Annotated in this window: 20 protein-coding genes and 1 pseudogene; 9 read left to right on the top strand and 12 right to left on the bottom strand. The window is 53.1% G+C overall.

What is annotated here, in order from left to right:
* Positions 1-2 precede the first annotated feature (2 nt).
* The 3 genes from QWV57_RS08135 to QWV57_RS08125 all read left to right on the top strand — a co-directional run bounded on the left by QWV57_RS08135 (position 3) and on the right by QWV57_RS08125 (position 2996).
* Positions 3-650 (top strand): MOSC domain-containing protein, encoded by a 648-nt coding sequence (locus QWV57_RS08135; protein WP_301101789.1) that lies wholly within the window; start codon positions 3-5, stop codon positions 648-650.
* Positions 651-793: 143 nt separating this feature from the next.
* Complete coding sequence (locus QWV57_RS08130; protein WP_060787781.1) at positions 794-1672, top strand: IS982-like element ISGsp1 family transposase; 879 nt, start codon at positions 794-796, stop codon at positions 1670-1672.
* 205 nt (positions 1673-1877) lie between these two features.
* Positions 1878-2996, top strand: coding sequence for an RNA-guided endonuclease InsQ/TnpB family protein (locus QWV57_RS08125; protein ID WP_190300102.1), 1119 nt, complete (start codon positions 1878-1880; stop codon positions 2994-2996).
* Between the two features lie 218 nt (positions 2997-3214).
* On the opposite strand, the gene QWV57_RS08120 is transcribed toward QWV57_RS08125, so the two are convergent.
* From QWV57_RS08120 to QWV57_RS08085, 8 genes are all read right to left on the bottom strand, one after another.
* Positions 3215-5017: an ABC transporter ATP-binding protein gene (locus QWV57_RS08120; protein ID WP_301101784.1), complete on the bottom strand. Its 1803-nt coding sequence runs from the start codon at positions 5015-5017 to the stop codon at positions 3215-3217.
* The gene (locus QWV57_RS08115) at positions 5001-6737 is read right to left on the bottom strand and encodes an ABC transporter ATP-binding protein (protein WP_081133049.1); all 1737 of its coding nucleotides are present in this window, start codon (positions 6735-6737) and stop codon (positions 5001-5003) included. The genes QWV57_RS08120 and QWV57_RS08115 overlap by 17 nt, the downstream gene beginning before the upstream one ends.
* A 406-nt stretch (positions 6738-7143) precedes the next feature.
* Positions 7144-7569, bottom strand: coding sequence for an STAS domain-containing protein (locus QWV57_RS08110; RefSeq protein WP_020754856.1), 426 nt, complete (start codon positions 7567-7569; stop codon positions 7144-7146).
* Positions 7570-7662: 93 nt separating this feature from the next.
* A complete protein-coding gene (locus QWV57_RS08105; protein ID WP_020754855.1) occupies positions 7663-8088 on the bottom strand; it encodes an ATP-binding protein in 426 nt (141 codons plus the stop codon).
* A 12-nt stretch (positions 8089-8100) separates the two neighbouring features.
* Positions 8101-9546 carry a SpoIIE family protein phosphatase gene (locus tag QWV57_RS08100; RefSeq protein ID WP_020754854.1) on the bottom strand — a complete coding sequence of 482 codons (1446 nt, stop codon included), beginning with the start codon at positions 9544-9546 and terminating at the stop codon, positions 8101-8103.
* A gap of 228 nt (positions 9547-9774) precedes the next feature.
* Complete coding sequence (locus QWV57_RS08095) at positions 9775-10878, bottom strand: GerAB/ArcD/ProY family transporter (RefSeq protein ID WP_020754852.1); 1104 nt, start codon at positions 10876-10878, stop codon at positions 9775-9777.
* A 54-nt stretch (positions 10879-10932) separates the two neighbouring features.
* Positions 10933-12135 carry a Ger(x)C family spore germination protein gene (locus QWV57_RS08090; RefSeq protein WP_301101778.1) on the bottom strand — a complete coding sequence of 401 codons (1203 nt, stop codon included), beginning with the start codon at positions 12133-12135 and terminating at the stop codon, positions 10933-10935.
* Positions 12132-13757 carry a spore germination protein gene (locus QWV57_RS08085; protein WP_301101776.1) on the bottom strand — a complete coding sequence of 542 codons (1626 nt, stop codon included), beginning with the start codon at positions 13755-13757 and terminating at the stop codon, positions 12132-12134. The genes QWV57_RS08090 and QWV57_RS08085 overlap by 4 nt, the downstream gene beginning before the upstream one ends.
* 125 nt (positions 13758-13882) lie before the next feature.
* Here QWV57_RS08085 and QWV57_RS08080 point away from each other — a divergent pair, with 125 nt between their 5' ends.
* Positions 13883-14110 carry a YczF family membrane protein gene (locus QWV57_RS08080; RefSeq protein WP_020754848.1) on the top strand — a complete coding sequence of 76 codons (228 nt, stop codon included), beginning with the start codon at positions 13883-13885 and terminating at the stop codon, positions 14108-14110.
* Positions 14111-14179: 69 nt separating this feature from the next.
* Here the strand turns inward: QWV57_RS08080 and QWV57_RS08075 are convergent, their stop codons facing one another.
* The 4 genes from QWV57_RS08075 to QWV57_RS08060 all read right to left on the bottom strand — a co-directional run bounded on the left by QWV57_RS08075 (position 14180) and on the right by QWV57_RS08060 (position 17533).
* Positions 14180-15886, bottom strand: coding sequence for an ABC transporter permease (locus QWV57_RS08075; protein WP_060787789.1), 1707 nt, complete (start codon positions 15884-15886; stop codon positions 14180-14182).
* Entirely contained in the window at positions 15861-16760 is a 900-nt protein-coding gene (locus QWV57_RS08070) for an ABC transporter ATP-binding protein (RefSeq protein ID WP_033005452.1), read from the bottom strand. Before QWV57_RS08070 ends, QWV57_RS08075 begins: the two co-directional genes overlap by 26 nt.
* Positions 16757-17134 carry a GntR family transcriptional regulator gene (locus QWV57_RS08065; protein WP_223810906.1) on the bottom strand — a complete coding sequence of 126 codons (378 nt, stop codon included), beginning with the start codon at positions 17132-17134 and terminating at the stop codon, positions 16757-16759. Before QWV57_RS08065 ends, QWV57_RS08070 begins: the two co-directional genes overlap by 4 nt.
* A 120-nt stretch (positions 17135-17254) precedes the next feature.
* Entirely contained in the window at positions 17255-17533 is a 279-nt protein-coding gene (locus QWV57_RS08060) for a YetF domain-containing protein (protein ID WP_020754843.1), read from the bottom strand.
* A 169-nt stretch (positions 17534-17702) separates the two neighbouring features.
* Here QWV57_RS08060 and QWV57_RS08055 point away from each other — a divergent pair, with 169 nt between their 5' ends.
* The 5 genes and pseudogenes from QWV57_RS08055 (at position 17703) to QWV57_RS08035 (ending at position 23173) form a co-directional block, all read left to right on the top strand.
* Positions 17703-18794: a GerAB/ArcD/ProY family transporter gene (locus QWV57_RS08055; protein ID WP_301102046.1), complete on the top strand. Its 1092-nt coding sequence runs from the start codon at positions 17703-17705 to the stop codon at positions 18792-18794.
* A complete protein-coding gene (locus QWV57_RS08050; protein ID WP_301102044.1) occupies positions 18794-20329 on the top strand; it encodes a spore germination protein in 1536 nt (511 codons plus the stop codon). The genes QWV57_RS08055 and QWV57_RS08050 overlap by 1 nt, the downstream gene beginning before the upstream one ends.
* Positions 20326-21474 (top strand): Ger(x)C family spore germination protein, encoded by a 1149-nt coding sequence (locus QWV57_RS08045; protein WP_301101770.1) that lies wholly within the window; start codon positions 20326-20328, stop codon positions 21472-21474. The genes QWV57_RS08050 and QWV57_RS08045 overlap by 4 nt, the downstream gene beginning before the upstream one ends.
* A 121-nt stretch (positions 21475-21595) precedes the next feature.
* A pseudogene (locus tag QWV57_RS08040) lies at positions 21596-21732 on the top strand (MFS transporter); the annotation flags it as partial.
* A gap of 148 nt (positions 21733-21880) precedes the next feature.
* Positions 21881-23173, top strand: coding sequence for a sensor histidine kinase (locus tag QWV57_RS08035; protein WP_301101768.1), 1293 nt, complete (start codon positions 21881-21883; stop codon positions 23171-23173).
* The last annotated feature ends 31 nt before the right edge of the window (positions 23174-23204 follow it).

Genomic DNA, 23204 nt, shown 5'->3' with positions numbered 1-23204 from the left:
CAATGCAAATTGTTTCAATTAATGTCGGAAAGCCGAAAACAATAGAGGTAAATGGCGAGCGGCTAGTGACCGGCATTGACAAAACGCCGGTCGCCGGGCCGGTCGCTGTCGGCAAGCTCAACTTGGTTGGAGATGGACAAGCCGACCTCGTCCATCACGGAGGAGAAGATAAAGCGATTTGCGCCTATCCGTCCGAGCATTTCGTCTATTGGGAAGAGCGATACGGCCGCCCATTTACGGCGGGGGCGTTTGGCGAAAACTGGACGCTTCTCGGGTTGACGGAAGACGATGTATGTCTTGGCGACATTTATGCCGCCGGCACAGCGCTCGTACAAGTGTCACAGCCGCGCCAGCCGTGCTCCAAATTGGCGTTCAAACATCAGCTGCCCGATTTGCCGAAAGCCGTCTGCCAGACAGGAAAAAGTGGGTTTTATTTCCGCGTCTTGCAAGAAGGCGTCGTAGAGCCGGGCGCGCCGCTCGTTCTCGTCGAACGGGGCGTGGGGGCGCTGTCCATCGCGTATATCAATCACATTTACTATCATGAGCGCGACAATGCTGCTGCCATGAAGCAAATCGCCAGCCATCCGGCCTTATCCGCAAGCTGGCGCGAAACGTTTCAAAAGCGTCTCGCCGCTCGGCCCCGGCCGTAAAGCACAAAGCGGCGGAAATGACTAACAAAATATCTTTATACCCGTGGTGCTAGATAAACTTGATCAAGCATAAAAATAGCCCTTGCTGGCGGATCTCCAGTAGAATGAAAGTGTCACCCAACATTCGAAAGGAGAGATCCCCCATGCAAGAGCACTTTCATTTTACTACAGATCCAGCCAAACTTCAAAAACAATATGCCGCTATTTTCTGTTTTGTTTCTGCCCAACTGTCGTTGATTCAAATGTATCTTCATCGCCGCAACCGTCACTTGGTCAAGCAAGAAGACGAAGTGGTCATGGCGGTTCACCTTTTGGGGAAGCTGCTGGGCTTTTCTTCCGAACGAGCCTGGCATCGTTTTGTCACGGGAAATTTGTTCACAAACGGCTCGTTTCTTGAACGCTCCCGATACAACCGCCGCTGCCGGGCGCTTGGTTTCGCCATCAAATGGATCCGTCATGAGCTGGCGAAACGTGGCCAACACCATGCTTATGCGGTCGTCGACAGCTTGCCTCTTCCGTTGTGCCATCCCGCAAGAATGCAGCGCGTCAAGCGGTTTCGAGAGATCGCGGATATGGGGTATTGTGCTTCCAAAAAGCAATGGTACTACGGTTTCAAGCTGCATCTTCAAGTGACCAACCAAGGGCTGGCCATGGGCTATGTCGTGACGGAAGCGTCCTGCCACGACGTCAAAGCCGCTGAAACGGTGATGACTCAAATCCCTCATCCCTACAACTTTGGGGACAAAGGGTACATCAGCCACGCTCTTCGAGAAAAGCTGTACGAAGAACACCAAGCCGCGTTCTGGACACCGTCTCGACACAATCAAAAGCACGGCCCATCCAAGGCATGGGAAGAATGGATCAGGAAAAAACGCAAAGTCATCGAGACGGTGTTTTCGATTCTCGTAGACCAATACCGGATCACCGACATTCGAGCGAATTCCATGGCCGGGTTTGAAGTGGCACTCGATGGCATCTTGTTGGCTTATTCCTTGGTCACACTAGGGCTGGTTGAGCGCTGACACTCAACTAGCACCACGGGTATCTTTATATTTTTGTTTAATTGTTTTTTCATCGTCTTTGGCGAGGAGACCCCCACTTCAACGACCAAAGGGAGTAAGTGGGGGAGGAATCGCTTTTTTGTTTTTGTATCACTACTAAAAAATATGATATAATATATGATATAATATATTATATAATATATTTAGTGAAAGAGAGGTGAGACAAATGGACATGACGTTAACAGCCAAAATCAAAATTTACCCAACAGCGGAACAAGCAGAAGTATTGAAAGCCACCCTTTCCGCTTATCGACAAGCGTGCAACGCTGTATCTGTTGTGATTTTTGACACAAAAGTGCTTGCACAAGCCAAGTTACACGACATGACCTATCGTCTACTTCGATCAAACTACGCTTTGCGTTCACAAATGGCGCAATCTGTGATTAAAACGGTGATCGCTAGATACCGTTCCCTAAAAAGCAATGGTCACGAATGGACATTGGTTCGCTTTAAAAAGCCTGAATATGATCTCGTTTGGAATCGAGATTATTCGCTTGTTCAAGGCGTATTTTCTGTCAATACGCTAGAAGGACGAATCAAAGTACCGTTCGAACCAAAAGGCATGGAACAATATTTTGATGGCTCATGGACGTTTGGCACAGCCAAACTCGTCTATAAGCATAACCAATTCTTTTTGCACATCCCCATGACCAAAACAATTCCAACCGTAGATGAACACAACATTCGCCAAGTGGTCGGTGTCGATGTAGGGGTTAACTTTCTTGCAACAGCTTATGATTCGCAAGGGAAAACTACCTTTTTTAACGGACGAAAAATCAAGCATATGCGGGCGAAGTACAAACGAATGCGAAAAACCCTCCAGCAAAAAGGGACGGCTTCTGCGCGTCGGAAGTTGAAAACAATCGGACAACGAGAAAACCGTTGGATGACGGATGTGAACCATGCTGTCACGAAGGCACTCGTTCGTCAATATGGAGAACGTACCCTTTTTGTATTAGAAGATTTAACAGGCATTCGTGAAAAAACAGAACGTGTACGTATCCATGACCGATATGAAACCGTATCGTGGGCGTTCTATCAGTTCCGTCAAATGTTAGAGTATAAGGCACGTTTGCATGGGTCAAAAGTGATGGTGGTTGCTCCGCATTACACCTCTTTGACATGTCCAAAGTGTGGTCATACGGAAAAAGCCAATCGAAACAAGCGTACACACACCTTTTGTTGTCGAACATGCGGATATACCTCAAACGATGACCGCATTGGTGCTATGAACCTTCAACGAAAAGGAATAGAGTACATCGTTGAAGGAACGACACAGGCATGACCTGCGTCGTTGGGCAGCTGTCAACCTGCCCCTGATGCAACCCCAAGTCAAGGAAGGAGGACGAAGTCCGCTCGCACTTCTGGGGAGTTGCAAGCCCCCACTTCAAGCGTTAGCGAAGTGGGGGTAGTTGACCCACTCTTCCTTTCCTGAGCACTCGAGTTCGCATGGAGGAGACACGCATTCATCTGAAGTCCTCTGCAAACGTGAACACCATACAGTTATGCCTGCTGCACATTGCGCAACCAATAGCGCTGATACAATTGGAAGTAAAATCCTTTTGCAGCCAACAGCTCTTCATGCGTCCCTTTCTCGATCACTTTGCCTTCGTTGAGCACAAGGATGCGGTCGGCATGTTGAATCGTGTTCAACCGATGGGCGATGACCAAGCACGTCCGGCCGTTCATGAGCCGCGCGAGCGCTTCTTGAATGCGCACTTCGGTCACCGTATCGATGTTGCTCGTCGCTTCGTCCAAAATCAAAATGGCCGGGTCGGCGATCATCGCCCGAGCGATGGCCAACAGCTGCCGCTGCCCTTGGCTGATTCCGCCGCCTCCTGGGGCCAAAACGGTGTCATAGCCGTCCGGCAGCTTCATAATAAAGGAGTGGGCGTTCGCCTGGCGCGCCGCCTCCTCGACTTCTTCATCGGTCGCCTCAAGCCGGCCGTAACGGATGTTGTCGCGGATCGTTCCGGCGAACAAAAACGTATCTTGAAGCACAAACGCCATATGCCGGCGCAAACTCGCCCGCTTGATCGTCCGGCTGTCGCGCCCGTCGATCAAAATCACTCCTCGATCTGGATCATAAAAGCGGGTCAACAGCTGCAATACGGTCGTTTTGCCGGCTCCAGTTGGGCCGACAAGCGCGACCGTCTCTCCTGGGGCGATGGAAAAGGTGACGCCGTCGAGCGCCGGGCGCTGTTTGTCGTAAGAAAAGACGACTTGACGAAACTCAATGCGTCCATCAAGCCGGTCCAAGGCCGCCGCTTCCCGCTCGTCTTCCTCTTCTTTCGGCAAATCCAAAATTTCCAACACCCGTTCAGCGCCAGCCAACGCCGACAGCAACGTGTTCCATTGGTTGGCCAAATCGTTGAGCGGTCGGGTAAACTGGCGGGCGTATTCGACAAACACGACGATCGTCCCGACCGATATCGCTCCTTTGGCCGCCAGCCATCCGCCGACGCCAGCGATGAGGGCGAAGCTTACGTTGTTTAAAAAGTTCATCAGCTTCGGGATGAAGCCGGAATACGTTTGCGCCCAAAACCCGGCTTGTTTCAGCTCGGCGTTTTTGCGCGCCAATTCAGACTCCATCCGCTCTTCTTGGGAAAACAGCTTCACGACTTTCTGTCCGGAAATGACCTCTTCGATAAAGCCGTTCATCTCACCGAGCGCCCGTTGCTGCTCACGGAAACGCACCCGCGTCCGGTTTGTGATCCAGCGCATGCCCACATACATCAGCGGCACGACAACAAGCGTTACGATCGTCAACACAACGCTCTGTGAAAGCATGACCACGATAGCGCCCATCAAAGTCAACGTGCTCGAGACGACCTGAACAACAGTACTGTTAAATGTCTGGCTCATATTGTCGATGTCGTTTGTAATCCGGCTCATCAGCTCCCCTTGCTGGCGGCGGTCAAAAAACGAAATCGGCAGCTCATGAAAATGGCGAAACAACCGCTCTCTGATCGCATGCACCGTCCGCTGGCCGACATCGATCATCCAATAGTTTTGCAAAAACGTCGCCGCGCCAAGGGCCATATAAATGGCAAGAAGCAAAACGAGCGTCGCTAAAAAACCGTCCGTCCTCCGCTCGATGATGTACACATCGACCGTCCAGCCGATGACGTACGGACCGGCGAGCGCCAGCGCTGAGCTGACGACAACCATGGCCATAGCCGCAAACAGCTTTCGCTTTTGCGGAGCGATAAATGCCCAGAGCCGCCGCAAGGTGCCGACGCTGTTTTTTGCCCGCTGCGGACTTGCTCCCAAACGCGCTCCGTGAGGACTATGCCGTAGTGACATCAATCGATCCCTTCTTTCCTTCCTGCGTGGCGACGATGCGTCGATACAGTTCGCTTGCCGCCAGCAGTTGTTCATGGCTTCCTTGCGCGATCAGGCGGCCGTCTTCCAAAAGCAAAATCGTATCCGCCGCCATCGCTGTGCTCACCTTTTGCGTCACTATCACCGTCGTGCACGCATACCGCCGCAACGCTGCGAGCAGCTTTGCTTCCGTCTCTGCATCGAGCGCGCTTGTGCTGTCATCCAAAAGCAAAATGCGCGGTTGCCCAACCAAGGCGCGGGCGATCGACAGCCGCTGCTTTTGCCCGCCTGATAAATTGACGCCCTTTTGACCGATCAGTGCGTCGTATCCATCCGGAAACCGAGTGATTGTTTCATGAATTTGCGCATCACGAGCCGCCTGCACAATCTCTTCCATCGTCGCTGTCATCTTGCCGAAGCGAAGGTTGTCGGCGACCGTTCCGGAAAATAGCAGCACTTCCTGCGGAACAAAACGAACATACATTCGCAATTGTTCGACAGAAAACTCGCGCACGTCGATGCCGTCGATCAACACTCGCCCGGCGCCTGGTTCATACAGCCGGGGGATGAGCTGAAGAAGCGTCGATTTGCCGGCCCCTGTCGCTCCTAAAATGGCGGCTGTCTCATGCGGACGGATGACGAACGACACGTCCGAAAGCGCCTCGCGCGGACTCGACGGATAACGGAACGAAACGTGCTCAAACCGGATTTCCCCGCGCTGAACGACCGGACCACCGCCCGCATCCGCCCCGTGTCGCTCGCCCGGGGCTTCAAGCAGTTCAGCGAGGCGGGCGGCCGAGGCGCGCGCCCGCGAGAACGCCATGGTAATAAACGTAAACATCGACAACGCCGCCGTCGCCCGCGTCGCGTAGTTGACGACGGCGACGACTTGCCCGGCGCTCGCCGTCCCGGACTCAACATCCAGGCGGCCGAAAAACAGCAGAGCGAGAATGGCCGTGTTCATCAAAACCAACAACACCGGGCTGATCGTCTCGATGAGGCGCAGCACGCCCATCGTCCGCTCCATGAGCGCATTGTTCGCCGCCGCAAATCGCTCCTCTTCATATTCTTTTCTCATCCATGCTTTGATGAGGCGCATGCCGGCCAAATTTTCACGCATCACGCCATTCACTCGATCGAGCGCCCGTTGGACGGCGGAAAAGGACGCCGCTGTCCTTTGCACAACCCACAATAAAAAAGCGGCGGAAAGCGGAACCGCGACCGCTAAAACCAACGCCAGACGAGCATGGACGACAAACGCCATCGCGACGCCAAAGACGACCAGAAGCGGTGCACGCAAGGCGATGCGCAAACTCATAAACAACATGTTTTGCACTTGGGTCACATCGTTCGTCATCCGGGTGATGAGCGAGGCCGGCGCCAACTGCTCGATGCGCGCAAGCGAAAACGATTGGATTTTGGCAAACAGCGCCGTCCGCAGCGCAAATCCGTACTCCTGACCGACGTAGGCAGCAGCAAATGAGTTGGCGATGCCCGAGGCAAACGCCAACAGCGACGCCCCGAGCATCACGGCTCCCCACGTGAAAATGGCCGCAACATCCTGTTTCATGACACCATCGTCGATGATTTTCCCCATCAACAGCGGCTGCCAAAGCTCGATGATGAGCTCGGTCAACATAAACAACCAAGCCAACGCCATCCACTTCCAGTATGGCCGCAAATAGATCAGCACCCGCCCCATGTCTGCGCCACTCTCCTCTCCATTCCGATCGCGGGGCCCAGCCGCCGTTCATCGTTGTGTATAATTTTATTCTAAACCCGAAATATTTATTTGACAATGAGAATGCATTTGCAGAAGCAGGGATGCTCCCGGCCAAGAGGAACAAAACCCCCGAACGAATGTCTCATCGCTCGGGGGCCATCGGCGGCAATAGGGGAACAACTGGTCTGTTCAGTCGTTTCGATCGAGATGCCCGACTGGCGGGTGACTGAACAACACCGCTTCCAGACCCATGCATGGGTCTGTGAAGCAGGGGGTTATTCAGTCTTCCATCACACCTTGCCTTCAGCAGTCGGAAAAATAGACGACACGCTTTTGGGCCAGCGAAATGTGAAACCTTCCAGTTGATTCGGCATGAGAGCCATGTCTATGACGAACGCTGACGCCATGCCGAATAAAGCGCCTCCTGGCTAATATGGTCGAAAGAGCTTGGCGGTGCAAGGGACAACAGCTGTTGTTCATCGCCAACGATCGGCAACAGCCGGTCGAGCTTGGCCATCCGCAAAATCTTTTCTATAGCGGCGTTATCCCGGACGACGATGGCCATGGCGCGGCTTTCGCTGACGATTTGCTTAAAAAAGCGGACAAGGAGCGCTAATCCAGTACTGTCCAAAAATCGAAGGCCGCTCACGTCGACAACGACAAGGCAGCGCTTGACAGCAGCCACCGCCGTCGCCAGCTTTTGTTCCGCCGCGAGCTGCGTATCATAGGCGAGCCGTCCAGTTAGCTTGATGCATTCGTATGCGCGTTCTACAACCATTTCCAATTCAAACGACAACCGATGCTGTTTCATTGTATCCCCCTATCGTTGACCAGCCATGTCCTGCCCTCGGCCACCACCCGCATTCGTTCCGATCACATGGGTGCATCATGGCACCAAAGCCCGTTATGTTGCATTCCGACTCATTTTCATGACAAGCATCCGACGGCCGCCCTTCCGCTCAACCCACGTGACGTCATCCATAATTTCACGGATGAGCAAGAGCCCTCGTCCCGATTCGGCGAGCAATACATCAGAGAGCGTCATGTGATCGAGCTGCTCGATCACGTCCGCCGGAACGCCGCCGCCCTCATCCTCAACCGCCACGGCCACATCAGCGCTTGTGACAAAAAAGGAGAGCGAAATCGTCCCCGCCTCCATCCCCGCCCGTTGAACAGCTTTAACGGCATTGACGACCGCTTCATGCACCGCCAACACAAACAATTCCGCATCACGGACCGCAAACAACGAAGCAGCCTGCTCCGCAAGGAGATGGCAAACCAAAACCGCTTCCTCGTCCGCCCGGCAGCGCACGATCCATTCACACACCACAAAGCGTCCCGCCTATCCATGAACCGTGATGGACAATAAGCAAATGTCGTCGGAAGGGCTGACGAGCGGCGGACCTTGGCTGATTAAACGTTCGAGGAAGCGTTTATCCGGCAAATGGCGGCACATTTGCGTGCATGAGCGAATTTTTTCAATGCTTTGCAAAATCGACGGATCGATCTCCTCTAAAATGCCGTCTGTATACAAAAGGAGGCGGGCCCGCTTGTCGTAATGAATCACCCCTTTTTCAAACGGCAAGGAAAACGGGCTGCCGATCGCCAAACCGCCTTTGTCCAACTCATGGACGCTTCCATCGTCAAACACGAGCAGCCCAGCCGGATGGCCGGCGTTGGTATATTCAATTTTTCGCTCTTTCGTGTCAATCACTAAATAAATCATGGAAAACAGGTGGCGGATGTCGTTGGCCTCATCAGGAAACAACGTTTGCACATGCTTTTCCAGCTCGCTCGCCACCGAGACCGGGTCAATGACGCGCACGATCAACCCGCGCAAAAGCGAGCGGAGCAACATGCTCACCAAGGCCGACGAAATGCCGTGGCCCATCACGTCGATGACGATCACCCCGTAGCGGTACAGGTCGATTTGATAGCAAGCGTAAATATCGCCTGACAAATCATCCGATGGAATATAGACGGCATCCATCGTCACCGCCTCGTTTTGAATGAGCGGCGTCAACAAGTTGTGCTGAATTTTTTTCGCCAGCTCGACTTGGCGCCGCCGCTCCGCCTCTTTTTGCTTTTGCTTCGTCTCGTCTTCGACAAGGACGATATATCCGTCCGCCTGAAGCACGGGAATGACCGTATAGGCGACATTGGCGGACGTGCCGTCCCGGCGCTGCACCATCCCTTCGCCGCATCGCTGCTCTTTGGGAGGAAACGGAAGCCATGTTTGGCTGCCGCAACGAAAGAGCGACCATATCGGGCGGCCGACCGCCTCTTCTTTTCGGCGCCCAAACAGCCGCTCGGCACTAAGCCCCCAATCTTGCACGGTTCCGTCTGCCGCCACCGGAACAACCGCAAACGGGGCGGAATCGTAAATGACCCCGAGCAACTCAGACGGCGTCGGTCGATCAGCTGGAGGCATAGCGGTTTGTTCAACAAAATGCCAAACGAGCCATTCTCCCTCGCTGCCTGATAACCTATAGACGTTCATCCAGCTCGTATAGATTTTCCCGCTTTTCGCCACATGGCGCGCTTCTCCTTGCCAACATCCGTCCTTTTTTACCGCCTCGGCGATGCCGTCCAACAACGCGGCCGACCATTCGGCTGAAAACAGAACGCCGACCGGCCGCCCGACTAATTCATGTTTGGCAAATCCGAGCCATCTTGGCGTCGGCTCGCTGACCGCAACAATCAAAAGTTGATGGTCGGTCATCACCATGCCGCTGCCCAACTGTTCCGCGTCTAGCTGATCGATCGCCTGTACATTCGCCTTCACCATCGTTCAACCCTTTTTCGTTATAATCAAAATCCATCGCTTTCAGCTGACACCGGCTTCCCGAAACAAAAACGCACGTCGGCGCCGGGTTGTTTCCACCCCGCCTTCGGGTTGCATGTTCAGCACCACTTTTCGCCCCATTGTTCCTCACAGGAACAGGTTATTGTTGTATTCGTGTTTTTTTGCGGTTTTTCCTGCTTGCTGCCGCATAAATCTTCTAGTCCGTTTTTCTTATTTTGCCGATGATCCAAACCGCCGGCGAATCGCCGCAATCACAAGCAAGAGCACCGGAATGATGATTTGCAGCGGGATGTGCAGATAGAACATGACAATCTTTAATCCTTCATGAATATGCTCCACATAGTTGCTTGCCATCGCCACGGACCACAATAAGACAAGCGCCCCAAACGGATAAACAAGCCGCTGGTGGTTCGAAAACCCGAATACATGAGCCACCCCCACGACGCCGGCATAAAAAAAGATGGAGACTTTGAAAAACCCCCCGATCACTAGAGCGACCATAAAAAAGACATCAAGCCGCTCTAAAAAGTGAGCGACTTGAATGCGGCGGATCGTATCGAGCAACGGAAACGATGAACGTGACACCGCATCAGCTCCCAAGACGGCCGTATTAACGACCATAATGATCGCCAGGTTGATCCCGGTCAACACCATCCCGGCAACGGCGGCCCGCCGCGCTTTTTCCGGACGATTCAAGTATGGAAACAGCATGGTAAACACGATCATTTCACCAAACGGCACGTACAACGTTTCCGTGAACACCGTTTTCCACACCCGTTTCCACCCTTCCTCTAACACTGGCTGGAGCTGGGTGAGATCAACAAGTCCGGAAGCGATAACCAAGATGAATCCGACAACCGCCAGTATTTGCAACAACGTATAAAGCAGTTCGCCGGTGCGCGCCAATACTTCGATGCCTTTATAGGCGCTGTACATGACCGTCATAGCCATAAGGGCATTCAAAACAAACAGCGGTGTTTCCGGATAGGCAAACGTGAGCAACAGTTCGCCAAAATCACGCAACACACGGGCGGCGATATAGAAAAAATAGGTAATATAGAGAACCGCCAACAACTTGCCGAGCGGCTTGCCGACGATATGTGTCACATAGGAAGTCAGCGGCTGATCAGGGTAATAGTGAAACAAACGCTCGTAAATCAAAATCAGCAACAGCCCTAGAGCCAGACCGAGCAAAGTGGCGATCCATACATCTTGCTTGGCGCTGACGCCGAGCGGAATGACGATCGCACTGCCATGCTCAAACAATACGATCAGGACAAACAGCTGGCGCATATTGATTTTACTATGTTCCATCTCGCTCCATCGCTCCTCACTCCACCGTATCCAAGTTTTTTGAGCCGAAAACGCTTATTTGATATATGGCGTATTCCGCAATCCCGTGCGCCGAATGTAAGCATCCACTTTCACTGTCACCCGAAGATGAGGGAAATAGCGGTCATCCCACTCTTTTTTGATTCTTTTCCACAGGCGGGGGTGGGCGCGATGCACCGCCTCGCCAAAACCAAAAACATCAGTTTTTTCATACTGGGCCGTTTCAATCGCCTGTTTCACTTCCCGTTCAATATCCCGGCCAATGGCCTTTTCCAATTGGAACAATTGCCGGTAGTCATCCAAACGAATCGGAACGTATGCTTCACTGATATCCCCTTCCGTTTGAATGTGAACCAAAATCGATGGCCTTCCCTTTTTCCATTGGGGCTTGACCTCTGTTTTCACCCGCACGGTTCGATAGCCAATCGCTTCTTTTTTTCCATTCCAGGGGATCGTGATATTCGTTTGTTTAATTCGATCCAGCACCCAAAGCACGCCCCTTGATGTCGACCCGCTCACCCAGCGAACAAGGTGATCTTTTTTAAATAATGCCAATCCGTCCAAACTGATTCGGACGTTCGGGACCGATGTCTGGACGTTGGTTTGCCGTTTGCCGCGCTGGGGATCCCCTTCAATGGTAATACCGGTCATCACCGGATTTCTTCCGGCTCCAGACAAGCTACGAATCGCCCACCAGACATCGGTGTTGATTGTCTGCCCCCAGGCCATCTCGGAAAACTCCAACGTCTTAATAATTTGGTTGGCGGAAATTTTATCAATCGGTGTCAACACAGCTAGCACATCTTTCGCCGAATGGCCACGGGCAACAACCAGCCGTGAGGTCGTGCGAAACTGGTTGTTCCGTTCCATCGCATCGAATACCCCATTCAACCCCTCACGCGCCACCTCTTCGCCGATGACCACCAAGTTCGTATGGCCATAATACAGAATGCGTGACAACTTCTTCGAGGCTTTTCGGCTTGCCTCGACCAACGTGTCTCCGGTCGACGTATACATGGAAACGGGCACGCCGGCCGCCCCGCCGCCACGCTGGGTCGCGCCGGCGACGTTGCCCGGGTTGACGACTTGAAACGAGGCCAAATATCTGCCGTCTTCTGTTTTATCAAGGCCAACGGCAATGACAAACGCTAAGTCAGGAAGCTCCTTTTTACTCCAACAACCAGCCAGCAACACCGCACAAACAAAAAAGGACACAAACATGGCGATAGATCGTTTCATGATCCATCCTCCTTTTCCTGGCGTGTTGGTGCCGGAGGCTGCGGTTTCTGATCCCCTGATTGGCGAATGATATTTTTCTGGTTAATCAGGCGCGGCCGCTCGCGGTACATCCATGTCGGGATTCGAAACAGGGTATCGCCCATATTAGATGGGGTGAACGGAGCGAGCGGCGACATGTATGGCACCCCAAACGAACGCAGGCTGCATAAATGGAGAATCATGACCAACAACCCCATCATGATGCCGTAAAACCCGAACATCGCTGCTAAAAACATCAACCCAAAGCGGATGAGGCGGGCTGAAATGGCGATGGCAAACGACGGCGTCGCAAAGCTGGCGATCGCCGTGATCGAAACGACGATCACCATCGCCGAGGAAACGAACCCAGCTTCCACTGCCGCCTGCCCGATGACCAAGGCGCCAACAATCGACACCGCCTGTCCGACTGCACGCGGCAGCCGAATCCCCGCTTCACGCAAAATCTCAAATGTCACTTCCATCATCAACGCCTCGACAAAACCAGGAAACGGTACGGCCTCACGCTGGGCGGCAATGGCGATGACAAGCTGAGTTGGGATCATTTCTTGGTGAAACGTCGTCGCCGCTATATAAATGGCCGGCGCAACGAGCGAGAGAAAAAAAATCAATACGCGCAAAAAGCGAAGAGCAGTGGCGATATCAAAACGGGCATAATAATCCTCTATCGCTTGAAAAAATTGGATAAACAAAGCCGGCACGATCAAGATAAACGGCGTCCCATCAATAAAAATCGCTATCCGTCCTTCCAACAGGTTGGCGGCTACCACATCGGGACGCTCGGTATGATAGATTGTCGGAAACGTCGTAAACGTTTGATCTTCGATTAATTGTTCAATATAACCGGACTCAAGCACGCTGTCCGTATCAATGCGGCGCAGGCGCGCTCTCACTTCCTCGATAACCTCGTCATTGGCAATGCCTTTGATGTACATGATCGCGACATCCGTTTGCGTCACGGTGCCGATTTGCATCGTTTCCAGCCAAAGATTGGGATTTTTAATGCGGCGGCGGATCATCGCGGTGTTCGCGCGCAACGACTCCGTAAATCCCTCGCGCGGCCCGCGGACGGCGATTTGCGTTTGCGGTTCCTCGATCGCGCGATATTGGCCGCCTTTGGTGCTGGCGCTGACAGCGGACGGCACCCCGTCCAACAAGATGATGGTCTCTCCGGAAAACAGCTCCAAAAACAGGTGTTCCCAATCGACGACATGCTTCACACCGCCCACCGCGGCCAACTTTTGTTCGATCCACTGAAACCATTCTTTTTCTGTTAATGACAGTGGAAATGACGCCTCCAGCAGCGGCGTCAGCAAAAATTCGTACACATGTTTGTCGTCAACAAGACCATCCACAAAGACGATGGCTGCTTTGATTTGCCTCTCTTGACCCAGCGAAAACCGACGGATGACGACATCGCTGCTTTGTCCAGTCGTTTGGCGGATGATGTCAAGGTTGACGGCTAATTCAGCTGACATCGGCTCTTGCGGGACGTCCGCCGCCTCGCCGCTATGGTCCGGTCCTTCTTGTTTCACCCCGTCATTGATCTGCTTTTTTTGTCGGCCCATTCCCCATTGAAACAGCATGTTTTTCCTCCTCACTCCGCTTCCTTTTTATCCCTCATTATGGACACGAAATCGGGAGGGCATACGCCCGTGCATCGGTTTTGAATCAATAGCAAAAACTAAAGAAAAACAGCAGGTGGAACGCCATGAAACTAATTGTTGTTTGGCTGATGTTTGCCTTGCTCGCCCTAGGAACGATGGTAAGCATGGATCAGTTGATGGGGATGACCTTGCATCAATCGTTGCATATCGTGCTGAATCCCTTTCGGGTAATGGAAGCGCCGGAACTATTTATTTTATCCTTGTTCATTTTTTTGCTGTTGCTCGATCTATTGAACGTTTGGATGTGGAAACGAAAAAACAAAACGTCTTGACCAACAGCCGGAGGCAAAAAGAGGAAGGTGCCCCAAAAGCAACGGGACACCTTTCCTCTTCATTGGGCATTACCTTTTCTGTATTTGCTCCCAATGATGCTGTTGTTGCAACCATTCGCGAACATGGGTGCTGTGTGAAGATAAGGGAACGGTAAACGAATCGCCGTCGCTTTGCAGCAATTCAATATCCCCCTGCCATGTGCTCCCCCCGCGGATGATGTCCTCCACCGGCTCATTCCACAAATCTTGTTTGAGCGCCTGGACAAACGACTCGATCTCCTTCGGATCGGCCAGCACGACCACCGGACGCCCCGTTTCGACATTGCGGATCGTCACTTGGCGGATCGGAGAATAGCTCGGGCGAAGGAGCAAATAATATTGCTGCTTATATTCGTTTGAACCCATGATGCGCTGAAAATACAGCATGTACGGTTCAATCGGCACTTCGTAGCGGCGGAGGAGACGCGTGCCGTCTTTGAGCACATACCCGATCACAATCGGCCGGACGTTGCCAAAACGTGACGGGAGCGGCTGATCGTGCACAAGCTGCGCATGAAGCGCCCTGACAGCTTTGATGTTGTCCTTCGTGCGCAAAAACTGATCGAATGCTTCAAACTCTCTTTCCATCAAGTTAGGATTTTGCCAATTCATCACCGACTGGCCGAAATAGACTTTCTCAATATCGGACAAATTCGGAACGTGTCTCACATATCCAACCGGATCAAGGCGCACAGTCAAAAATAAGACCGACATCACAGCGGCAAAGGCGATATACCCTTTCCATTTATGAAAAACACGCCATGTTTTCATCACGACCATTTGCGCAACGGCATACCCGATAAGCGAAAACGCAACATACCCAAAGATGATCCATCCCCACTGCCGTTGGACTTGTCCAAAGTAGAACCCGCCGGTCAAGCACATGCAAAACGCCACTCCATACACAAACAGTGGGCGAAGCACTGAAAAGGCGAGCGCCTGTCCGGCCGCTTCCGTCGGCCGCCGCTCGTACAACCAAATGGACACCCCGAAAAACAGAAGCGACAACAGCAGCAACAGTCCGGCTTCCCCCGCGCTCATCGCCTGATCCGTCAGCATCTTGTAACGAATCGGCAGCGCCCAATCCATCAGATTTCCCGATAAATAGTACCCATCGGGGAATCCATACAACCATAACGGCAAATTGCTAAACAGCAGCACCATGATGCCTGTCGGAAAAAAGAGAGCAATATTCGTTAACACAATATGAACGATCGATTGGCCGACGAGCACGCCGACCATGACACCTAGCGCAAAAATCATCGTCTCTACGACAAGCGTCTCGCCAAGCCATCGTCCCACATCCCCCGCTCCAATCGGCCACGGGAGATCAAGTCCGTACAGACATCCGATCGCAACCAAGGCGGTCAACACGAGCGGAACCGCCAAAAAGAGCCATCCAATAAGCATCTGCCCGGCAAGCAGTTCGGTGCGGCGGATGGGCAAGCTATGGATGAAATCAGCCGACCGTTTCTCATGCATATAGCGAACCACGCCGGCCGCCGCCAAAATCGGAACGAGCCAAGCGCACAGCGCTTCCATTCCATTGGCTATATCATACACACTGTACCATTGCGGAATATTGCCGACCTTTGGGTCATATTGAGAATACGCGAGCGCCATCGGCAGCACAATCGCCGCCAGCCATAGCAGCCAGTGAATGATGGCAATCCAGCCGATTTGACGAAGATTTTGCCCCCACATGGCGCGGTTAGCCGACCACTGTTTCACGGACATGAGCATCGCCCCCCATTTCATACATAAAAATTTCTTCAAGCGACAGCGGCAGCACATCAAGGATGAGAGGATGAAATGCGCGGACCGTCTCCTCTATGCGCCGCTTTTCCCCGCGGACAATAAGAAGAACGATGCTGCCGCGCTCCTCGCGATGCACGATGTCAAGCCGTTCGGCCAACTCGCTCGGAAACCCGCCGCGAAAGGCGGCTTGCAGCTTATGCATCCCCGCGCGCAGCTCGTTTAAATCACGCTCCATCCGTACGGTCCCTTGCGCCATCAATCCGACGATGTCGCATAAATCTTCGAGCTCGCGCAAATTGTGCGACGAGATGACAACGGTCATTTCCCGTTCTACTACTTCATCGATTAACAGCTGTTTCACATGGCGACGGACGAATACGTCGAGCCCATCAAGCGGCTCATCCATAATAAGCACGTCCGGCCGGACGGAAAAAGCAAGCCAAAACGCCGCCTGGCGCTGCATGCCTTTGGAAAACTGCTGAATCTTTTTGTTTGGATCAAGCGCAAAGACGGACTGCAATTCCAGAAACCGTCCGCGGCTGAACGAAGGGTACAGTTGCTCGTAAAAATCCGCCATTTGGCGAATCGTCGCGTGCGGAAAAAAGTAAACAAAGTCCGGCAAAAACAAAAGGCGTTGCTTGATGCGGACATTTTCCCACACATCCTCCCCGTCCACTGCAATCGTTCCGCGATCTTGGCGGAGAATGCCGGCCATCATCTTGAGCAGCGTCGTTTTTCCGGCGCCGTTCGGGCCGAGCAGCCCGTAAATCGCTCCTTTTGGCACCATCATGTTCGCGCCCTTGACGGCCGCAAACCGATCAAACGTTTTCGTCACGTCCACAAGTTGAATCACGATCCTCCCCCTCTTTCTTCCCCTTCTCGAATCCATTGCCATAACTGCTCATTCGTCACCCCTAAAAACCGCGCTTCCTTGACAAGGCGGACAAACTGCTCACGGACCGCGGCGACCGCCTCGATGTTTGGTTCTTTTGAACGCGGGGCGACGAAACTGCCTTTCCCTGGAATCGAATAAATCCAGCCGTCGCGCTCCAGTTCGCGGTACGCTTTTTGAATCGTATTTGGGTTGATCATCAGCTGTTTCGCCATCGTCCTGACCGATGGCAGCTGATCGTGCGGCTGCCATAGTTCGCGAACGATCATTTCTTTCATTTTGTCAATCAGCTGCTCGTAAATCGGCTGGCGGCTTCGCAAATCGAGCTCAAACATCTCCCCTCCTCCTCTCATTGTCACAACCGTACTATAACCAATAGTACACATAAAACAGAAGAAAGGCAAGAATTTTTTCCAAAATAAAGAAAGAATCCATTCCCGGATTCTTTCTTCATCTCATTCCGGCGCCGTTTGCCGCCGCGTTGACCGTTGCCGCTCGGCGGGCTGATACGTCTGAACAAACAGCCCATCTCCTTCGAGCCACTCGGCGATCAACACGTCTTTTGGCGAGGCAATTCCTTGTTTTTGCAGTTTGGCGGCCAGCCATTGCTCCGTTTTCCCAAGCTCCGCTAATTCGTCTGCCAACAGCTGGCCATCGCGGATCAGCGTCACCGGGACATACACCGGGTGGGGCGGCAGCTGGAAATCTTCACGCCGATCGTCAAATGAAGCCATTTCATGCTGCGCCCCCCTTGCATGCCGTTGATGTTCGCCCTTTCTTCCCTGTATTGTGCCCCCTGCCGCCTGAGAAGTTTCGCTGTTGGGTTGCCGTTTGCGCGGATAAATTCCCCTAGACTGGAAACACTATCGTTCTAGAGATTGCATGGAAAGAAAGGGATTCATGATGAACGGACAGCCGCTTAGCGCTCTGCAACTGTTATTTATGGTCATGCTGTCGGTCGGGCTGATGAATCATGTCATCATCATCCCCTTTATGCTTGAGGCCGCCCACCGCGATGCGTGGATCGCCGCCTTGGGAGCGTTGGCAGGTTTGCTCGTTTGGCTGCCGCTTCTTTATTTCATCGCCAAGCAGCTGAACGGGGAGCGGCTGTTTGACTGGCTGAAAAGCCGGTTTTCGAGCGCGGCTGCTTATGCGGTGGCCGGTGTCAGCAGCGCTTTTTTGCTTCTTCATAGTTTTGTCACGTTAAACGATACGGTCACGTTCACCACCACCTCTTATTTGACGGCGACGCCGAGATGGGCGCTGATTCTTGTCATCGTGGCCGTTTGTTTTTATAACTCGTACCAAGGCATCGACTCGATTGCCAACACTTCCATGATCATTTGCCCGTTCGTCATCGTGTTTGGTTTTTTCGTTATGCTCTCGACCACGCCTCATAAAGATTATTCACTGCTCAGACCAGCGCTTGAACATGGTGTTGGACCTGTGCTCAACGGCATGATGTACGCCGGAGCGGGATATGCGGAGGTGATCGTTCTTTTGTTTCTCTCCCATCGCCTGCCCCGCCCATTTTCATGGAAAACGCTTGCCGCCATCGCTGTTTTCACAGCCGGGCTGAGCATCGGGCCGACGATTGGCGCCATCACCGAATTTGGCCCCGAGCAGGCGACGCGCCTTCGCTATCCGGCGTTTGAGCAATGGCGGATGGTCAGTTTAGGGACGTACATTGAGCATGTGGACTTTCTGTCGGTCTATCAATGGCTGTCCGGCGCTTTCATCCGCATCTCCTTATCGACAGCGCTGATTGTAGAATTGTTTCCGATCCGCCATCCGCAAACCCGCCGTTGGGTGCTCATTGTCCTTTACTTGGCGATCACATTGGCGGCGCTGGCGCCGGTCAGCGATGAACAGTTTTTGCATGTTGTCAAACATGGGGTGCTGCCGGCATCGCTGCTGTTTAGTCTTGCGCTGTCCGTTGTGTTAAGTGGTTTCGCTTTGTTGGCATATCGCAAAAAGAAAAGAGGGATGACATGATGAAACGACCGATGCGCGCCGCCGAAGGCAAGCGGTTGAAAGACGATTACACAGGGCTCGAGACCGTCATCATCTCCGAAGAGGCGTTGCGCACGATGTACGCCAAATGCCCTGACGTCATCATGACGGAAGCCGCGATTCCATCCTCTTTGCCTGACGGCTCGGCGGCTGTCGTGCACTTGCTGTTTATTTATTGCGAGGAACTGTGCGATACGCAAATGCTGCAAAAAGCCATCTATCCGATGTTCCGCGCGCTGTGCGAACACCATCCATGCTTTTCGGCCGCCGACATCGAGGCCCGCAAACCGGCGGCGCTTGAGTATATGGGAAAAGAAGTGCGGATCGATGATCTCAACTTCAGGCTGTTTAGCGGCGATTTGCTCATTTATTTTCACGAAGCCGATGTCTTGTACACGATGCCGCTCGCCAGCCCGCCAAACCGCGACCCGGAAGAGCCGAACACGGAAGTATCGATCCGCGGACCCAAAGATGGATTTATCGAAGAAATCAGCAAAAACGTGGCGCTCATCCGCAAGCGGCTGCGCTCGCACCGGCTCGTCTATGAACCGTTTGTCATCGGCACGCGCAGTCAGACAAAAGTGGGGCTCCTCTATGTCGATGATATTGCCAACACGGCCATCATCGATGAGGTGAGAAGCCGTCTGCTCAGTTTGTACATCGACTCGGTGACAAGCACCAACCAAATTGAAGAGTGGTTGTCCGACACCCGGTTTTCTTTGTTCCCGATGTTCGGTTATACCGGGCGGCCCGATTTTGCCGTCAATTCGCTCCTCAACGGCCGTTTTATCATCTTGGTCGACGGGGCGCCGACCGCCTTGATCGGCCCGGGCAATTTAACCTTTTTGCTGAACACGTCGGAAGACAACAACACGTTTTTCTTGTTTGTCGTATTTCAGCGCCTGCTCCGGCTCGTCGGCACTTCGGTCGCCATTTATTTGCCGGGCGCCTGGGTCGCCTTGACTTCGTTCCATCCGGACCAGCTTCCGTTCACCTTGCTGGCGACGCTCATTTTGTCGCGCCAAGGAGTGCCGCTTCCGGTGCCGCTGGAGATGTTTGTGATGATGATTTTGTTTGAGGTGTTTAAGGAAGCCGGGATGCGGCTGCCAATCGCCATCGGGCAGACGCTGTCCGTCGTCGGCGGCTTAATCATCGGCCAGGCGGCGATCAACGCCGGGCTCGCCGCCCCGGCCACACTCGTCATTGCCGCCATTTCCGTCATCTCGACATTCACGCTCGTCAATCAAAACATGGCCGGCAGTGTCACCTTGCTGCGCTTTATTGTCCTGACGGTCTCCACCGTTCTTGGCCTGTTTGGCTTCATTCTGTCGCTGTTTTTCATCTTGACTTATGCGGTCAACTTGCGCACCTGCGGCGTTCCGTATCTCACGCCGCTGGCGCCGCCCTCAAAAGATATCGGGAAAGTATTTATCCCGAGCACATGGAAACAGTTCCGCACGCGCGACCGCATTGTGCGTCCCAACGATCTCATTGCGAAAGAGAGGGAACAAAAATGAGGAAGCGGCTCTTTCCCATCATCGCTTCCGTCATCTTGCTCAGCGGCTGTTGGGATACGCGCAACATCGATCATATTGTGTATATTCATGCCATTGGGGTGGATTATAAAGATGGCCAAGTGATCGCCTACGTCCAGCTGGTTGGTTTCACCGCCCTCGCCAAAGTCGAGGCCGGAGGCGGCAAAGAGAAAGCGGCCGTTTCCATCGGCAAAGCCGCTGGCGAAACGTTTAATATCGCGACCGACAAAATCTACCCTTCCATTCAACAAAGGGTGTCATGGGGCCATGTAAAAAGCATTGTCTTTACCAAACGGGCCTTGCAAAAAGGCATCGTGGCCGATGTGATCGATGTGCTGAACCGTTACAACGAAATTCGCCATACAGCATGGGTGTACGCCACCGATGAGCCGCTTTCCGAGCTGTTTGAAGCGACGCCGCTGTTAAACGCTTCCTCCTATTATTCGCTGTTGTCCAACCCGGAAGAAATCTTTCAACAAAGTTCGTTCATCCGCCCGATCCGGCTCAGCCGGCTGATTGTCGATATGGATGAAAAAGCCGATACGGCAAGGCTTCCGTATTTAACGCTCGACCGCCGGCGCTGGATCGAAAATAAAAAGCCGAAACCGATGCTCGCTGTTTCCGGCGTGTGTTTTGTCCACCATTACAGCCTGCAGCAATGTGTCCGCCGTTCCGATCTAGAGGGACTTCGCTGGCTCGAACACGACATTCGCCGCACCCCGATTTATGTCAAACAAAAAGGGAAAACGGTCGCCTCTCTTGTCGTCCGGGACCCGAAAACGAAATGGTCGATCAAAGTGAAGAGTGGAGAGCCTGCGTTTACTGTCCAAGTGCAGGCGCAAGGCGCCATCATCGAACTGCGTGAACCGCTCTCACGAAAACAACTGACCAAACTGGCGGAACAAACGGTGAAGCAGGAGATCCGCCGCTTGTATGAACTTGGCAAGAAGCAGCAGATCGATCTATTGAATCTGTCGGAGCAGCTGTATCGCCAGCGTCCGGATCTCTGGAAAAAACATCAGATCAACGGCCTCATCCCACTCCATAACAACACGCTATTCGTAAACGTCGAGCTCGTCATCAGTGCATCTGGAAAAGAAAAGCTGAATTACCGCGCTGGCGATTGAAAAGACAAAAATGAAGCGCCCTCTTGCCTGCGCTCACGCTGGGAAATGGGGCTTTCTCTGGTGGCAAGGATCAAGTATAATTTAGCCATATTAAGATCTATGGTTGGAACGGGGGAGAACGATGGGGGTTCATACGGAACGAACAAGCGCCGTCAGCATGACCGTCTACCCGATTTTGTTCGCATCAGCCTCGGCCACTTTTTGAACGATGCGATGCAGGCGGTCATCCCGGCGCTCTTTCCGATTTTGCGCTCGACGGCGGCTTCGTTTACGCTCGCTGCCGCTCCTTGGCGCCTTGGCGGTTTGGCTGCTGAAAGACCGGACATAGCCAATGCATATTTTTCTTTCAATCTCTTTCCGCTATAATGAAAGGTGATGATGTCTATTCAGTTAGGAGATTTTTCGTATGGCCGGTTTATACATTAACCAGCACGTCCTGAACAACTTATTTTATATTTTAGTCACGATCTTTGCCTTTTCGTTTATTTATGACCATAGTCGAGCGATCCGGCAGCGCCCGCTCTATGGCCGGGCGCTGCTTGGGATTTGTTTGGCGTTGGCGGCCGTTTTGTGCATGAAATTTCCGATTTACATGGATCCGCTGTGCGTCCATGATTTCCGGCAAATTCCGTTTTTGCTTGGGACATTGTATGGCGGCGGCGCGGTCGGGGCGGTGCTGTTTGTTGTCTTGATGCTGGCGCGCACCGTTTTGTACGGATTTCAACCGCTCACCTTGATCGTTTACGCCATCATGTTTGCCATAGCGGCGGCCGCCTCGCCGCTGTTTCGCAAGCTGCCGCGGCCGAGCAAGCTCGTTATGTCGCTTTGGCTGACGTTTTTGCTCGCGGTGCTCACGACATTTGTCGCCGTGATTGTTGCTGATTTTCCGGTAACGAGGCCGTATATCGCGTATTTCATTATAATGCCGCCATTCGTCATGATGTTCGCTGTCTATTTGATGGAGACGCTTCATGAGGCACAGCTCGCTCGGGCAGAGCTGATGAAGATGGAAAAAATGCAGATCGTCAGCCAAATGGCGGCCAGCATTTCCCATGAAATCCGCAACCCGCTCACCGTCGTCAAAGGGTTCATCCAGCTGATGCAAACGGGTCGGTTGCCGCGCGAAACCGAAGAGCGCTACATTCGCATCGCCTTAGAGGAACTCGAGCGGGCGGAAGCCATCATCCGCGACTATTTGACGTTTGCCAAACCGGCGCCAAAAGAGACTGAGCCGATTGATGTCGCCACCCAGCTTCAGAAAGTGCTGCAAATGATTACGCCAATGGCGCACATGCATTCGATCCATGTATCCTCTTCCCTCGAACATGGTGTCGTCATCGGAAACGTACAATATTTCCAACAGTGTTTTCTCAACTTGTTGAAAAACAGCATTGAGGCGATGCCAAACGGCGGCACGCTCCATGTTGCGGCCGAGAACCGGGGGGCATCAGTCGTCATCACCATTTCCGACAACGGCGTTGGCATGACGAAAGAACAAGTGCGCCGCTTCGGCGAGCCATACTTCAGCACAAAAGAAAAAGGCACTGGGCTTGGTGCGATGGTCGCCGTCAAAATCATCGAACAAATGGGAGGAACGTGGACGATCGAAAGCGCCGTACAAAAAGGGACGACGTTGACGATCACGTTGCCGGCAAGTCGGGTGGGACCGCCGACGGCAGAACAAAGCGCCGTCGGCTGAATCGAGTAGGAGAGGGTGACTAACCCTCGTC

This window comes from Geobacillus zalihae (assembly GCF_030414215.1).
Lineage (GTDB): Bacteria > Bacillota > Bacilli > Bacillales > Anoxybacillaceae > Geobacillus > Geobacillus zalihae.
The sequence above is the reverse complement of the archived record's forward strand: the minus strand, read 5'-3'. Positions and strand labels throughout refer to the sequence as shown.

What these genes read in the sequence shown, in the direction of transcription:
- QWV57_RS08050 (WP_301102044.1), top strand. Translation starts at nt 18,794, where the DNA reads ATGAAACGACCGATGCGCGCCGCCGAAGGCAAGCGGTTGAAAGACGAT.
- QWV57_RS08125 (WP_190300102.1), top strand. Translation starts at nt 1,878, where the DNA reads ATGGACATGACGTTAACAGCCAAAATCAAAATTTACCCAACAGCGGAA.
- QWV57_RS08110 (WP_020754856.1), bottom strand. Translation starts at nt 7,569, where the DNA reads ATGAAACAGCATCGGTTGTCGTTTGAATTGGAAATGGTTGTAGAACGC.
- QWV57_RS08045 (WP_301101770.1), top strand. Translation starts at nt 20,326, where the DNA reads ATGAGGAAGCGGCTCTTTCCCATCATCGCTTCCGTCATCTTGCTCAGC.
- QWV57_RS08130 (WP_060787781.1), top strand. Translation starts at nt 794, where the DNA reads ATGCAAGAGCACTTTCATTTTACTACAGATCCAGCCAAACTTCAAAAA.
- QWV57_RS08085 (WP_301101776.1), bottom strand. Translation starts at nt 13,757, where the DNA reads ATGCTGTTTCAATGGGGAATGGGCCGACAAAAAAAGCAGATCAATGAC.
- QWV57_RS08095 (WP_020754852.1), bottom strand. Translation starts at nt 10,878, where the DNA reads ATGGAACATAGTAAAATCAATATGCGCCAGCTGTTTGTCCTGATCGTA.
- QWV57_RS08090 (WP_301101778.1), bottom strand. Translation starts at nt 12,135, where the DNA reads ATGAAACGATCTATCGCCATGTTTGTGTCCTTTTTTGTTTGTGCGGTG.
- QWV57_RS08060 (WP_020754843.1), bottom strand. Translation starts at nt 17,533, where the DNA reads ATGGCTTCATTTGACGATCGGCGTGAAGATTTCCAGCTGCCGCCCCAC.
- QWV57_RS08055 (WP_301102046.1), top strand. Translation starts at nt 17,703, where the DNA reads ATGAACGGACAGCCGCTTAGCGCTCTGCAACTGTTATTTATGGTCATG.
- QWV57_RS08120 (WP_301101784.1), bottom strand. Translation starts at nt 5,017, where the DNA reads ATGTCACTACGGCATAGTCCTCACGGAGCGCGTTTGGGAGCAAGTCCG.
- QWV57_RS08100 (WP_020754854.1), bottom strand. Translation starts at nt 9,546, where the DNA reads ATGGTGAAGGCGAATGTACAGGCGATCGATCAGCTAGACGCGGAACAG.
- QWV57_RS08115 (WP_081133049.1), bottom strand. Translation starts at nt 6,737, where the DNA reads ATGGGGCGGGTGCTGATCTATTTGCGGCCATACTGGAAGTGGATGGCG.
- QWV57_RS08035 (WP_301101768.1), top strand. Translation starts at nt 21,881, where the DNA reads ATGGCCGGTTTATACATTAACCAGCACGTCCTGAACAACTTATTTTAT.
- QWV57_RS08065 (WP_223810906.1), bottom strand. Translation starts at nt 17,134, where the DNA reads ATGTTTGAGCTCGATTTGCGAAGCCGCCAGCCGATTTACGAGCAGCTG.
- QWV57_RS08075 (WP_060787789.1), bottom strand. Translation starts at nt 15,886, where the DNA reads ATGTCCGTGAAACAGTGGTCGGCTAACCGCGCCATGTGGGGGCAAAAT.
- QWV57_RS08080 (WP_020754848.1), top strand. Translation starts at nt 13,883, where the DNA reads ATGAAACTAATTGTTGTTTGGCTGATGTTTGCCTTGCTCGCCCTAGGA.
- QWV57_RS08135 (WP_301101789.1), top strand. Translation starts at nt 3, where the DNA reads ATGCAAATTGTTTCAATTAATGTCGGAAAGCCGAAAACAATAGAGGTA.